14 protein-coding genes and 1 pseudogene are annotated in these 14,251 nt (G+C 39.2%); 5 read left to right on the forward strand and 10 right to left on the reverse strand.

Annotated elements, in window-relative coordinates:
• Positions 1–9 precede the first annotated feature (9 nt).
• The 3 genes from AAEY99_RS10165 to AAEY99_RS10175 all read right to left on the reverse strand — a co-directional run bounded on the left by AAEY99_RS10165 (position 10) and on the right by AAEY99_RS10175 (position 2,196).
• On the reverse strand, positions 10–375 hold the full coding sequence (locus AAEY99_RS10165; protein WP_351010362.1) for a hypothetical protein: 366 nt from the start codon (positions 373–375) through the stop codon (positions 10–12).
• A 436-nt stretch (positions 376–811) separates the two neighbouring features.
• Positions 812–1,975, reverse strand: a complete 1,164-nt coding sequence (locus AAEY99_RS10170; protein WP_351010364.1) for an Arm DNA-binding domain-containing protein — start codon at positions 1,973–1,975, stop codon at positions 812–814.
• A gap of 14 nt (positions 1,976–1,989) precedes the next feature.
• On the reverse strand, positions 1,990–2,196 hold the full coding sequence (locus AAEY99_RS10175; RefSeq protein WP_182771410.1) for a hypothetical protein: 207 nt from the start codon (positions 2,194–2,196) through the stop codon (positions 1,990–1,992).
• 128 nt (positions 2,197–2,324) lie between these two features.
• Here AAEY99_RS10175 and AAEY99_RS10180 point away from each other — a divergent pair, with 128 nt between their 5' ends.
• Together AAEY99_RS10180 and AAEY99_RS10185 are read left to right on the forward strand one after the other, a co-directional pair.
• On the forward strand, positions 2,325–2,531 hold the full coding sequence (locus AAEY99_RS10180) for a helix-turn-helix domain-containing protein (RefSeq protein ID WP_351010366.1): 207 nt from the start codon (positions 2,325–2,327) through the stop codon (positions 2,529–2,531).
• A gap of 158 nt (positions 2,532–2,689) precedes the next feature.
• Positions 2,690–2,994 (forward strand): annotated as a pseudogene (locus AAEY99_RS10185) (site-specific integrase); the annotation flags it as partial.
• A 684-nt stretch (positions 2,995–3,678) separates the two neighbouring features.
• Here the strand turns inward: AAEY99_RS10185 and AAEY99_RS10190 are convergent.
• From AAEY99_RS10190 to AAEY99_RS10200, 3 genes are read right to left on the reverse strand one after another with little or no spacing between them, the layout of a single operon-like run.
• Positions 3,679–4,491 carry a hypothetical protein gene (locus AAEY99_RS10190; RefSeq protein WP_351010368.1) on the reverse strand — a complete coding sequence of 271 codons (813 nt, stop codon included), beginning with the start codon at positions 4,489–4,491 and terminating at the stop codon, positions 3,679–3,681.
• Between the two features lie 5 nt (positions 4,492–4,496).
• Entirely contained in the window at positions 4,497–6,452 is a 1,956-nt protein-coding gene (locus tag AAEY99_RS10195; RefSeq protein WP_351010370.1) for a hypothetical protein, read from the reverse strand.
• Position 6,453: 1 nt separating this feature from the next.
• On the reverse strand, positions 6,454–8,637 hold the full coding sequence (locus AAEY99_RS10200) for a hypothetical protein (RefSeq protein WP_351010372.1): 2,184 nt from the start codon (positions 8,635–8,637) through the stop codon (positions 6,454–6,456).
• A 385-nt stretch (positions 8,638–9,022) separates the two neighbouring features.
• On the opposite strand from AAEY99_RS10200, the gene AAEY99_RS10205 reads away from it, so the two are divergent.
• Positions 9,023–9,430: a helix-turn-helix domain-containing protein gene (locus tag AAEY99_RS10205; RefSeq protein WP_351010374.1), complete on the forward strand. Its 408-nt coding sequence runs from the start codon at positions 9,023–9,025 to the stop codon at positions 9,428–9,430.
• Between the two features lie 12 nt (positions 9,431–9,442).
• Positions 9,443–11,686, forward strand: coding sequence for a VIT domain-containing protein (locus AAEY99_RS10210; protein WP_351010376.1), 2,244 nt, complete (start codon positions 9,443–9,445; stop codon positions 11,684–11,686).
• A 231-nt stretch (positions 11,687–11,917) separates the two neighbouring features.
• Here AAEY99_RS10210 and AAEY99_RS10215 read toward each other — a convergent pair whose 3' ends face one another.
• The 3 genes from AAEY99_RS10215 to AAEY99_RS10225 are packed head-to-tail and all read right to left on the reverse strand — an operon-like array spanning position 11,918 to position 13,001.
• Positions 11,918–12,655 carry a hypothetical protein gene (locus AAEY99_RS10215; RefSeq protein ID WP_351010378.1) on the reverse strand — a complete coding sequence of 246 codons (738 nt, stop codon included), beginning with the start codon at positions 12,653–12,655 and terminating at the stop codon, positions 11,918–11,920.
• Between the two features lie 53 nt (positions 12,656–12,708).
• On the reverse strand, positions 12,709–12,846 hold the full coding sequence (locus AAEY99_RS10220; RefSeq protein WP_351010380.1) for a hypothetical protein: 138 nt from the start codon (positions 12,844–12,846) through the stop codon (positions 12,709–12,711).
• 14 nt (positions 12,847–12,860) lie between these two features.
• Entirely contained in the window at positions 12,861–13,001 is a 141-nt protein-coding gene (locus AAEY99_RS10225; RefSeq protein ID WP_351010381.1) for a hypothetical protein, read from the reverse strand.
• A gap of 236 nt (positions 13,002–13,237) precedes the next feature.
• On the opposite strand from AAEY99_RS10225, the gene AAEY99_RS10230 reads away from it, so the two are divergent.
• Positions 13,238–13,540, forward strand: a complete 303-nt coding sequence (locus AAEY99_RS10230) for a hypothetical protein (protein WP_351010383.1) — start codon at positions 13,238–13,240, stop codon at positions 13,538–13,540.
• 2 nt (positions 13,541–13,542) lie between these two features.
• Here the strand turns inward: AAEY99_RS10230 and AAEY99_RS10235 are convergent, their stop codons facing one another.
• A complete protein-coding gene (locus AAEY99_RS10235; protein ID WP_351010385.1) occupies positions 13,543–14,250 on the reverse strand; it encodes a hypothetical protein in 708 nt (235 codons plus the stop codon).
• Between the last annotated feature and the right edge of the window lies 1 nt (position 14,251).

Raw genomic sequence — 14,251 nt, forward strand, 5'->3', positions numbered from 1 at the left:
CGCCCTAATTTACCATTGCCCCATGGACACCACATGCTCCATAACGCTCTTCAGCCCATCATGCCCCATTGCAATATCAAGCGGCGTCGAGCCATTGAATGGTGCATTATGATTTATCATGGTCATATAGCCGTATATATTGTCAGTGTTTGAAAAAAAGCTCCGTAAACTAGCATGTATATTTAGAATATAGCTAATCCTTAATTGCTGATTTCTAGTCAAATCAGGTGCGGATTTCAATTCACTATCAGCAAACTTCAAATCAAGTAATTTTTCAATCTGCGCAGTATTACATTGCCATTTATCTAAAATAATCAGAGCTGCTTTCAACCCTGCTCTTGCCGCATTTTCATCTATAAGGTTATCTTGACTCATATGCACCTCGTTACCATTATTATAATAAGTATTGCACGACTTAGGTTTATTGTGTTCTTCAAGCTAACTGTCGTCAAATTATATGCCTGAAAGCGAATTGATTACCGGTATATCTCACTAACATTAATAACCAAAATACACCTATCAAAAATGAAGGTGTATTTTGGTTATTAGAGTCAATTAAAATTAATCATAACGGTATTTCAAAGTTGATAGCCCTTAGACTCCAGTTGTCTTTGCAACCGCCTCTCCCACCACAACAAATCATTACCTCTTTCTTTAAAATACAATTGGTTAATCCATTCAACCAATGCTGATAAATTGTTAGAAGAACGTGGTACATCCAAAATACAGCTCAGCTCTCTTCCTGTTGGTTGACAATAGAATCGTTGGCATAAGTAATACGCAAGGTTAATACGAGTATCATGGTTCATGGTTATTCCCCTTTCATTTTTTGATTTAAAAATGCTTCAAAAGCACTGCCATCTCGACGGGTTAAATTGGGTACATAACGCGAATACACAGTAAAAAGCATATTGGTATTCGCATGTCCCATTTGTTTAGCTATCCACTCAGGAGACTCCCCTGATGCTAGCCATAAGGTCGCTGCGGTGTGTCTAGTTTGATATGGGTTACGTCTTGGTATTTTTAAGATATCCAATGTGGGATACCAAACACGATAAGACATATTTTTGTTGTTCATCGGATGGCCCCCAGATGTTTGAAAGACAAAACCACGGCCATTCGAGAGTTTGAAATGCTGAGTTAGCGCCTCATAAACAAGGTCATTCATATCAATTTCACGCAATGACGTTTTTGTCTTCACTGGGCCCAGCTTATTTCGTACCCAAGACTGACGAACAAGGATTTGACGTCGTTCAAAATCCACATTTTCCCATTGCAAACCATCAATCTCACCCGTACGTAACCCACTAAAAAATCGCACTAAGAAATAGCAACGGAAATCCTTGCGAACAAAGCTCAAAATCTTAAGCACTTCATCCAGCGTAAATGGATGAACTGGCTTACGATTAACAGGTAAAGGCTTGATCGACTTCCAAGGGCTGACAAATTCATATCGTTCCGAGGCATCATTTAACACCACACGTAAAGGTGACAATATTTGATTGATGCGAGAAGCAGATAAATCCTTCGCAAAAGATTTACCCTCCACTAGATCTGCTCTAAAAGTCATAATGTCCGATTTAGTGATCAAACTAATTTGCATCTCACCAAATCGGGGCAAAATATAAAGATTCAAAATATCTTCAATGGTTCGAAGTTGTGAAGGACGCCATTCAGCTTTTTTCTCAGTTAGCCATTGTTCAATGAACTCAATGACCTTCAATGACTCGGTAGACTCTTTTAATATTGTCATCCGATCGTACTCAGTAAATTTTTTAACATTATTACTGTTAGGAAAATGCTTAACATATTCGAATTGATTTAGATGAATTTCAGCCTCAATTCGCTTCAACACGGCACCAGCTCTCTTCCGATTTGCAACACTATCTTCCAACATTGTCATTTCACGACAGCGAATCCCTTTATACCGAAAATCGAGTAACAACTTATTATTACGGACATTTACACTACCCATAAACTAGCCCTCCTTTATTTGGTCGGTAAAATGTCGGAGTAACCAAATAGCATTAACTGCTCTACACTTTCCCAAATAAATAAAATTTTGCGGCCACCAAAAGGTCGTATGTAATGCACACCTTCAAGCAAAATTGCGTCCTTTAGCTGATCACGAATCGTTCTTGCATCATATTTAATGCGCACAGAAAGCTCTTCTGCTGTTAAATAAGTATTAGACATAATATACTCCTTAAAAAGATTAAATCACTTAAACGAAGTTTTTGTACTCACAGCAGGTACAATAACACCATTTAAACCAAATGCAAGTATAAAATACCCTCTACAGGTAATTTTTACCGGTGAACATTATGATAAAGTGCCATTTTTCAAGAATCATTGGGGACAAGAAGCTAAAAGTTTCTGAGGTTGCGAGGGATACAGGTATAAATAAAAATACTTTACATCGCCTTTATAATGAAACTGCGACTAGAATTGAACTAGAAATGATTGAAACACTTTGTAGGTATTTAGATGTAGAGATCGGTGAATTACTAGAGATTAAAGAAGATAATTGATCACATTTATTGCACGGTGCAATATTTTACCTGATGTCAAAGACTAACTGTGTTGAGTCAGCCTAACTATATTATCCCATTTTATAATATTAGGTTACATATACAGCAGACCGGTGTTTTTCAAGACACTAGATGTAAATGAGTGCTGGATCTGATGTGGTCAAGACCCCCTAGATCGCACCATCACCAAACTCTTTGGTCATTGAATGAAGCTGGTAAAAAGAAGCAACCACCCAACGTAATGGGTGATATGGCCAACTTTACCTTTCACGACTTGCGCCGCACTTGCCGAACACTATTGGCCAAGCAAGGTACACTCGGGCATGTAGCAGAGCGTTGCCTGAATCATAAGCTTAAGGGCGTTGAGGGGATTTATAACCAGCATGATTATTTTGAAGAGCGGAAAGAGGCATTACATAAACTATCACAACAATTGGAATATATGATCAACAAGTCTCTATAAACTAAATGAAATTATTCAAATAACTATTTAAATTCAACTCTGTTAAAAGAGATTTTACTGAGCCTACGATGTCTGATTTCAGCGGTAAATTGTTACTTTTATTGGATGAACATAAAATTGTGAACTAATACTCAAAACTTATTCTAATGAGTTAAATAGCAATTTTTGTTGCTAAAATTCCTTGTTAATTCTGCAAATACTCTATCAAAAGCCGAGAGTTTTTCGCACTTAAGCTCAGACTACCCACACTCAGAGCACTTGTTAGGCAATCACCATGTTCACCCATCCATCTTGGTCGCCACAACTTTGCTCCAGTTGCATTAAGTACAAATGAGTTGAAAGAGGGGATGATGAAAAACATAACTCCAAAAATTTATTGTGTAATTAAAACACATACATAAAAACACTTTACTTGCAGCTGAATGCATCGGCCCTTGCATTCAAAATGGACATTGAGTTTGCCTGTCATCTATCAATGATTTCACTAGTTTGCTCTCTTGTCACAAGTAACTCCTCCGAGGATTTTAGACTGTCCCTGGATTTACCCAGCGCCATCACTTTTCCGACACAGGCATTCCTATCTCATAATCCAGCTCTATCCATGAATTAATTTTCTTACTTTTAAGCTAAAGCCAAAAATATCTTTCACAGCCACCCATAATCACTTTGTAGCACCAAGAAAAGTCAATACAATTTACTCCAGATGTCATAACCAACATAGCTCAACATCAATGCAAAAAAAATGCTGGAAATAATTATGTAGCTCTTAAATTTGGTTTGGCTAGAGGTGACTTCATTAATTAAAGCAGTATGTTGTTGGTTCAGAACGTCTATCAGTACCATTTGGTTGCAATCAATGGCTTTTTTTCCAATACTTAGATTATGAGCAATCACATCTTGAAGCTCGATGGACAGCTTCTTCAACCCAATTAATGCTTCATTATGGCTTATGTCTAGTTTAGCAATGAGTTCTGAATAGGATCTTTCACTACGCTCTCGACTGAGTTGGATTTCATTTGAGGTTGATTGTACTGCAACCATCATACTTTCACTTTTGAGATCGAGACCCATTGTCAATTCTTCGATGAACTGCTTTAATTCACTTTGTTGAATAACTATTTTTATGATTATTTCAGTCAAAGCATCTGAAAACGATTTCAATTTCTCATCATGGCTATTCGAATTCGCGTCGAGCATATTAGCAATCTTTTGTGATTCGTTTTCAAACTGGTTTACAATATACTTGTGAATACCTGACGTCAGAGCGGGAAAATCTTCTTCTCGAATTTTCCTTAGTGTTTTCCCCATCTTTTCGGTATCAATCGCAGAAGCACCTAATGTATCGTTGATTTCTTCGATTAAGTCCTTCGTATCAGAAAGTCCATCTTTCAATTCATGCAATGAGCTTTCAAGTGGATTGAGTGGCTCCTTGAGGATTTTCACCATCAATTCTGCAAGACTCGTTTCTTTATTCCTGATTTCTGATGTTGTATTCATTTTTATTAATCCGTTTTATTTCCACTTAAACTCATCAATTCATCACGATGACTTATCAATTCTGCACATGAGAGTATTTGAAGAAGTGCATCGCAAGCGTCATCTTCCTGATAAGCCATATCTATGCTCCTAGTGAGCGTTATAAGATACTCTTCATCGAGTAAATGGATAAATCGATCGCAACGATCTAAGTCTTCCTCTGATGCACATTTAATGCGATTCAGTTCACCATGATTGAATTCACGATCCAACTCAATAGACTTTACTTGTTTAAGAGCTTTATTCTTCTCTTCGATACTTGTATTTAATTGCGACTTCAGTATTTTGCATTCATATTTAAGATTTTTTTCAACTTCTGTCAGTCCTTTAATCCAAGCTTCTTTCCATTGCAGAACTAAATTAATTTTAGCTTCTTCGCCGGCATTATGGACCTCCACTCTATCATTTTCATAGTTAGATGGAATCCAATAAGTATCAATAACATAGCTATCAATCTTACTACGAATACCTCCAAACGCATCATCAAGGATATTTTGAATGAGGTGCAGTTCCGGCTCATCAACGTGCACACAAACCATATTCCAGTATTTAAATGATGATTTTTTTTGGTCTGCACTTACAACCAGACGCATGCCTTTGAGTAAGCGATAATAATCACTTATCATCGTTCTTAATGTCGCACTGTCATTTTTCTTTCCTCCTGACGGTGGATATTTATCAGGATGACTAAACTTCGGATTTTTAGCAACTTTATGGATGAGTTGAGTGCCACGTTTCAGAGAGTTTTTACTCATCATATCCAATGTTTTAGATAATTTTTTACGTGATCTTTCGATAGATTTATTCCAAACAACCAGCTCACTTAAAATGGTCTTTTCTATTTTAACAAGTTTAGAAATTTCTCTACTGATAGTCTCTTCTTTTTTTTTCCGTATATATTTAACGCTGAGATGTGTGTCCAAAGTGCTGCGTAAACGACCAACAGGGCTTGTGGAGTTAGAAATTTGCTCAAGTAATTCCTTACGCAAATTTTTGATGATAGGAGCAACTTTCACATAAAGCTTTGGTTCATTCTTTTCTATACCTTTCCAACTTGTTCCAAACTCCAGTGGGAAGTACAGATTTTCATCTTTAGCTGCATCACTTAAACTGCCAAAAAGTTCGATTTGCTTCATGAGGCGCTGGCGAATCTGGGTAATATCTAAATTTGCGTCATTACGAAGTAAATCCTTTATCGATTTTGCTGAATATGAATAGGTAGTCACTATCCGGAAACGATGAGGCATAGCTTGCCAGTCTTCGATTCCTGGGAGAGTTAGAACCTCAGGACGCAAGAAACTGAGATCGTCCCCTCTACCAACAAGAAGAACCAGATCAGCAAAAGGCAGATAGGTTTTCGCCATCTGGTACACATGCTTTTGCTCTGCTGCATTAGCAGGGTTGTCTCCAGGAAGATCCAAGATACGAACATTGTTAGCCCCAGTAGTGCTAGCGAAAAAACTCCTAGGGATATGTACCACACAAGGTGAATTGACAATCAGGCGACCGCTTTCCATCTGTTCTCTTAGTCGCCCTAAGGCATGTGTTACCTCCTCATTTGTATCAAACCAAAGCGTTTTTGATTGTAAGGTTAATCCCCAATGTTCGCTTACTGAGCAGCAATACTCCATAGCTGTGGCTGTAGCTGATCTCCCAGTTTCACGCCCACCACGCAAGACTTGGGATATCAGAGCCATCTGATCTAGATCTATGCCCATGAGATCAAGCAATAACGTCGTTTTACCAACTTGAGTCTTTCCAAAAATCACTATATAAGGTTCAACCACATCCTTTTTGAGTTGTAACTTTTCCTGCACATCTTGGCTCAGTGTTCTAACCAAACGATCATAGGCACGAAATGCCCAATCGGATCGCTGTGATTGTAGTTGGTGCCAATAATCTAATAAAACGTCATTAGCCATGTCAAACGGCACGATCTGCGATTAATAATTGCAATCCACAAATTGAAGAGTCAAGTTCATATTTAAGATCGCTGGTAATGGATGTAACGTCGGTAATTGCTTTGATTAGCCTATCCTTGCGCATCAATGCTTCATCCATATGGTATCGCTCACGTATTTTTTCCTTGATTCGCTCCCGTGCCGCACTCATCGTTTTGTCGAAATTCTTACGTAAATGCTCCACATGATGATCATGAACATTAGCAAGCATACTGTGAGCTTGCGAACTTGCTTTCTTTTCAAAAGTGCGAAGTCTTGTAACGGCTAAAGTGGTGAGATATGCCGCCGCGACCACCGCAGTAGCAGCAATAACAGCCGGGTGAGCCATAACCGGTACAGGAGTTGGAGACGTAGGGATCCCATCAATAGGTTGTGTACTTCCCAAAATAGCTCCCAATATATCCGAATCACCATCACTAAGCACATCCACAGCCATAACTGTAGCGACTGATTTAATAGCTGTTTTCCCAAGTTCGGAACCTTTCTTTAAGCTTTCAACACCATCTTCTACTATGTTGATACTGAATGGGTCATCGTTCGAAGTGAAACCTTGTTTAAGCCCCGTAACCTCAGGCATTGCATAGAAAAGTCGTGAATATTCCAATGACATGGCAGGGATCAATCCCACACTAGCTCTAAGTTCTTTACTAGTCTCTTGGAGCTTGTGTTCTTCATTACTACCGTTGCCAAGAAGAATTTTAATGTCGTTAACTTTCTCTATATTCAGCTCTGAAAATCGCACTGGTTGTCCTGACTCATGCACATACCCCATCTGAATCAGCTTCTTGGATTTCTCAATAGGTAGTTTTCTTTGGGTATCATCTGTTGTATCGCTTTCAGCTAATGGTCCTAGCTTGCCTAAGGTTAACGATGATAAGGAATTTGAGTAGTCCATAAAAAATGTTGGCGTAGCTTCCGACCATGCCCTCCTTACCAGCATCTGCATTTTTAATTTAGTTTCAGTATTGGTATCAAAAGCATCTGATAACCAATTACTAAAACCCTCGTGATCATTTTTCAACCTATTATCAAGTTCTGTTGTTGCCCTAGTGTGAGCCTCGCTTGCTAGCTTGGCCACATATTCATTATGTTGAATCCGAAGTACTTCTGCGGCTTCATCGAATCCATCAAGAATATTTTCCAGTACTTGCGCACCATCACTTTCATCATTATTACTAAAATAAAGTCGCGACTTACTGCGTATGCTATTCATAACTCGATTTAAATCTTGACCGATCACATCTGATAGATGACTCATCTGAGAGTAACGCTCCGATTGGCCAGTGAAATTGAGAGCATCAATTGCGCTATGCAAGTGAGGCATCCATTCACTAATGTAATCAGGATCATCAGTACCAGTCAAAATAATATTATTATCCGCAAACTCAGGTTCTATCTGAAATGTCACTTGAGCACTATTTTTCAGTTCAGCTAGGCGCACGGGGTCGTGTCGGTGTGTTTCAGTCTTAGAGATAACAATATACGGCTTACAATGTTTGAGCTCGTTCTCCAGCATATCTCTGACAATTTCAAGTTGTTGTTGGTTAGCCATTCTTGTCTCGTCAGTCACCACAATGCAGCCACCAGCAGCAATCATCGCCTGTCGCATCAACTCCTGCCATGCCCTATTTGCCCGATCTTGCTTCTCATAACCTGGAAGAAGTAACCAGGCTTGGTTTTCACGTTTAAAATAACGTCGTGGCACTTGTAATACGGGTAAGAGATCTTCAGCGTTGGGATCGCATATAGCGCGTTGAAACTCGACAGAATCAACCTTAATATCATCTAGTTTGAAGCCACGATTAGATTCATTAGCAACCAATCTGCGAACATATCCTTGTGGTTCCGTAATATCGTTCTGTTCAATAATCAATACAGGCATTTTCTCTCCACGCCCTTCGTTGCTTTGCAGCCATAGTGCGCAGTTATAAAGACTTGCCATCAAAGTAGTCTTACCTGCTCCTTGAGAACCACCAACCGCTAAAATCCAGGTATTTCCGAGAACCTCAGCCAATAGAAGACGACGTATAACTGCAAGTAGTTTTTCATCAATTTCTTCGTTACCAAGATCTGCACAAGCACCACGTAGTCGACGTAATGCGTTGTTAAGCTCTTTAAGTAGAATTTCAGGGGACTTCATTGTCATTTTGTTAATCTCAATTTGTGAGCCTGCTGGCTGTTAGGCTTAAAGCACATAGGAATTTTCATCGATGGATTGGTGAGAGATTATTAATCACCTCACGACGTAAGACATCTGTGTCGTTAGCATTTGTTTTAACACTTGCGATTGTGGCTATTGAGTCGAGTGATAGCAGTAAAACCTGCATACCTGATCTGCTTAAATAAGGTACTTTGCCAGATGTGTATTGGTCAACAATTATTGGCCACAATTGTAGAGTCATTCCAATATAATCCTTCTGACTTATTTGATGTAAGCCCACCTGTATATTGATAGTGTCTGGTTTATCTGTAATTAATTAAATCTCACGAAACACTTGATCTAAACAGTATCACTGTCTAGTATTGGTGTCATGAAAAATATAAGCCGCTATACCTTAAATGATCTTAGCCAGCTAATAGAGCTGACACCTCGCACTGTGCGTTTCTATATACAGAAGTCACTGTTGCCTGCACCAGAAGGCAGTGGGCGCGGTGCTTACTACACCCAAATGCATATTGAGCGATTGCTTGAAATTAAAAAGTGGCAGGATGCTGGCTTGTCTCTTGAGCGCATTAGCGAACTTCTTTTCGATGAAAGTGACCGTAAGCCTCTGCCCCCACTTAAACGATTAAAGCCTGGTGATATAGAGGTTTGCAGTCACGTACACATAGACGAAGGGATATCACTCACACTAAACCCAAGTAAAGCAGGGTTAACACCAGAACAAGCCAAACAACTAACACTAGAAATCATCTCGTTGTATCAACGCATCAAGTGATAAGGAAGAGAAATGAACAGTGAAATAGGATTAACAACACTATTTGGTGAAGCTATTGCATTAAAAGCAGTCAGCATCAAGGCAACATTAAATGGCTTACTTGCCGAAATTGATGTTAAGCAGCAATACAAAAATAACGAAAACACCAACATTGAAACCGTGTATACCTTCCCTCTTCCTATTGATGCAGTCCTACTTCAACTAAATGTCGAGATCAACGGCCAAACACTCGAAGGGCAAGTCAAAGTAAATTCAATTGCAGAAGAAGAATACGAGGAAGCGGTTACCAGTGGTGATACCGCTGTCATGCTTAAAAAGATAACAGACGGGTTGTACTCTATTAATTTGGGCAACTTGCTCGCCGGTGAAAGCGCGGTTATCCACTTTAAATATGCTCAGCTTAATGAATGGCAAGGAAACAAATTAAGGTTTTATATTCCTACAACACTTGCGCCTAAATACGGCTACCCTCGTATTGCAGGCCTCGCAGAACATGAAGTGCCTTGCCACTCCATAAACGCAGGCTACCAGTTTGATTTCCGAGCAGACATAGAAGGCGAACTAGCTGACGCCACTATAACCAGTCCAACTCATTCCATAACCCAAGCGTTAGATTCCCAAGGCTTACATCTAGGTTTATTTGCTACAACACAACCCATGGACCGAGATTTAATAATAGAAATAGCCAAACCTAATCAATATGTTGGAGAAGGCTTATGGACAAACGATGGGGAGCAAACTGTTGCTCTAACCTCTTTCTATCCTCAAGTAGACATACAGCCTAAACTTCAGCAGCGTTGTATCAAAATGGTAGTAGATTGCTCGGGGTCTATGGCTGGCGACTCAATTAACCAGGCGAGTATTGCGCTACAAGCGATAGTAGAACAACTTGAAGATGACGACTGGTTCAACATTATCTTATTTGGTAGTCACCACAAACTCACCTTTAATAAGTCAGTACAAGCAACCCCAAAGAATTTACAGCGTGTAGAAAATACACTACAAAATCTTCGAGCTGACTTAGGCGGCACCGAAATGGATAGCGCGTTACAAGCTGCTTATTCTTCAAAAACACCAAAAAATATTCCCACGGACATATTGTTGATCACCGATGGGCAAATATGGGATGAAAACAACCTACTGACGAACGCACAAGCTTCTGAGCATCGTCATTTTGTAGTTGGTGTTGGCAACGCAGTGAGTGAAGCTTTCCTGTCTAAACTCGCGAGAGAAACAGGTGGAGCGAGCGAATTTGTCACACCTAATGAAAATATGAGCAGTCGTATCGTGCGACACTTTGAGCGCATCAACCAGCCAAGGCTGCACAAAAGTAAGATATTATGGCCGAGAAACAATGAAGCGATACAGCAATCACCACAACAGCTGAGTCCCCTCTTTGCTGGTGACACCATCAATGTATTCTCTTGGCTAGCCAGCCAGGATAAATTTGACAGTCAAGCTGAACTGAAATTTGTTTGTAAGAGCGATAAAGATATCAATTTAGAGCATACGCAGAAGATTACATTAACCCATACCGATAACCACACATTAGCGCGCCTCGCTGCGTACTCTAGGTTAGCAGAGGTAAATATAACTGAAGCACTAGATTTAGCTGAAAAATACCAATTGGTCACTGAATCCACCAGCTACATTCTGGTAAAAATTAATGAACAAAAAAATGAACTAGGCCTACCACAATTACGCACAGTACCTCACCAATTACCTGCTGGGCAAAGTGGTTTTGGTAACGTAAGACACCAAAGTGCACCTGTGTATTTAGCATCATCTAATAATTACTTAGAGATACCACAATTTTTAAGAAAACAAGCTGATAATACACCAATAGAAGAGGATAACTTATCGCCTCACGACCTCCATATGCCTAAATTCATCAAAGAACATCTATCACCCTCTCATGCAGATGAGCATCCCTCATTAGCTGAATCGCTCAACAGTGAGTTCACCCCAGATAACGACATGGGCATGAGTAAGTTCGATATCTTTGATATTGATAAACTAGGGGAAGACGACGCTATTATTGAAATACTCTATCAGCTGGAACATGCAGGCTATAACGAACAGAAACTGGTGGCTGCTTGGTTAAGCCTGTACAACAAATTTAACCCTGATAATAAGTTCAGTCGCCATGTAACTCGCTTGATTCGAATTCTATGCAAAGATCTTGATGTAAGTGCAGAGCTAATCAATAACGTTAGAGAAACGATGGTACAAGAAATGACATATACAGCAAACTAAAAATAAAGGCCGAACGATTCTTCACGAAGAAAAATGGTTCGGCCTTACCCACCCCTATCCCATATTGCTAACGATCTATTCAGCTACTTGGCGTACCGTTCACCTAGCCAATGGCAAATCACATAGCACCGGAAATGTTTTAATACGACCAAAGAGCAATTATGGCTCCTGGTGGCACCGCATAAGCGTTAACATTTGAAATTGAGTTGTGCATCCAACTCGGTTAGGAGACTATCTCTCCTTGGGCTTTTTGGGTTCGTTGATTATCTCATCTTGAGCATCTAAGTCAAAAATATCTTCAGCTATAAAGCCATTTTTCATCATCTTCTCTCGCACTAAAAACATGATTTCAGAATGGTTAGAATGCTCTTTAATACGCATATAGTTACTACCATCTAGGAAGCTTTTTGCATATGCATCGGTAGCTTCTACCATTTCTTTAGCGTTGAGAAACTTATCAGCTTTATAGCAAATCCAATTTGCACCTTCTGAACTGCTTTGAACTAATTTCCCAATGTCTGAACCAGATAAACTTTGTCCGCGGTCTCGCTCTTCTAAACCCATTCGATATTGACTAAGCAATGTGAATTTTTCACTATGCTTAATCATTACGATCCTTAATATCCCAACATAAAGATCTTTTCTATCAATACGTACTTTTTCTTTATACGCATGCCTCAGGATAATATCTCCTGAAAGCTTAAAATGCTTAATAACACCGTCGTCTTTATAACAAAACAAATGCTCCATCTTCCGTTTCAACAAATCACCAAATTCATTAATGAAGAATCGCATTTGACGCTCTGTCGCAAGACTATCGCCATTTCTCCATCTAGTAACCTGAGCTACAGACTTATCACTTAGCCCTGCTTTCTTAGCAATTTCCTTGTTAGTCATTCCATGCTCAATAGCCATACGAACCAATTGCTTGGTGTATTTATACTTCCTATCAACTTGCTTTTCGGTCATAACAGTTACTTTAAATCGATGCTGGTGGGTTTATTGTCCACCAGCTTTAAAGATTAGTCATCCCCTAAATAATCATCATTGTTCGGATTATGGGCGTCAGACCAATAATCCATATCTGCATCATTATTCGGGTTATTGATATCTGACCAAACATCTAACTCATCTTGTGACATGTCTGAACTATTAGGCATAACAATGTTCTCCTTTATTTTTTACCTTGGTAACTAGGATTGTTAGGATTCAGTTGATTACTGCGATTATTCTGAGTTTGCTGATAAGCAGGATTAGTACCTGAAGTCCCTTTATTACTATTTGATTGGTTAGCTTTATGATTGTTATTACTCATGTTTATCTCCATTGATTAATTCGAGATAAAGCATAAATTGAGCTTCAAAAAGTAGGAAGTGATAGGGCTGTGATTGTTTTGTGAAAATCTGTGATTGTGAGTGATAAACCTATAATTCATTAATTTTTCGTCGTTTTTCACTTAAAATGAAATTACAAAATAGCTACTAACTGTAATAGTCATACCACATAAGGTAAGATCGCTAACGCTAATATGAAAAACAGAAGACTCAAACGATGAAACTACTCAACACCTATGAAGACCGTGATGAAGCGGAAGTTGCTTTAACCAAGATAACAGGCGAGAAACGCTTGGCTAGTGAGCGTGATAGCACTGAGGTGATCTACAATCTTTTTGGTCAACCGACCTGGGGGAATTTCTTTCGACTGGGTATGTTTAACTTGCCATTACTACAGCAGATTGTGGAAATGCGGAAAAATGGTCAAACATATGATGCAGACAAACATCAGGAAATTATCACCATGCTCAAGTATGTCGCGCCCATGTTTGAGCTCGAAATACCGGAACATTGGCTATAGCATTATAAAAAAACAACCACACCAGATGACTGATGATAAAGTTCTAGGCGTTGATTACTAGTGAGTTCATGGGCTTGAAAACTTAGTTCAAATGGGAACCACACAGGATCGTCATTAATCACATTTAGACTTCTACTAGAGAGTTGCTCAGATAACACATTTGCTTCTACCAGCCATGCTTTTACATTCGGAACATCTATTTTTATCGGTTTTTGAAGCTGATAAACACCTTGTTTAGGGTTAGCTAAAACGCCCAAATTCATCAATGTTCGAACTACAAATTGCATGCTTCTTTTAATCGTTGATGTATCACCATAATTTTCAGTAACCCTTTGCTCTAGCTGAGAATACATAAATGTATCATTCAACTTTGTTAATCGGCCAATTTGAGACACGACAAAAACAAAAAAAGGATACTTGGCTAACATCATTCCCCAATGAAATGCCAAATGATACTCACTATATTCCATCATGAGACGAGCACCATCAGCCTGGAATTGACCAGGAATGCGTTTAGGCAATTTAGCCCAAATACCAAACAAAAGATTACGGGTTTTATCCTTGGCAACTTGGCTATCAAACACAGGAGATAACATGGAATCGATTCTTGATTTCAGTTCATCACCAATAATTCCATTTGCTACCCAAGAAGCCGTTTGTGCAAGCCAATCCGGCTCTAAATGACGATTAAACCCTATCGATACTTTCACA

It is taken from the genome of Shewanella sp. S1-58-MNA-CIBAN-0166, assembly GCF_040310085.1.
Taxonomy (GTDB): Bacteria; Pseudomonadota; Gammaproteobacteria; order Enterobacterales; family Shewanellaceae; genus Shewanella.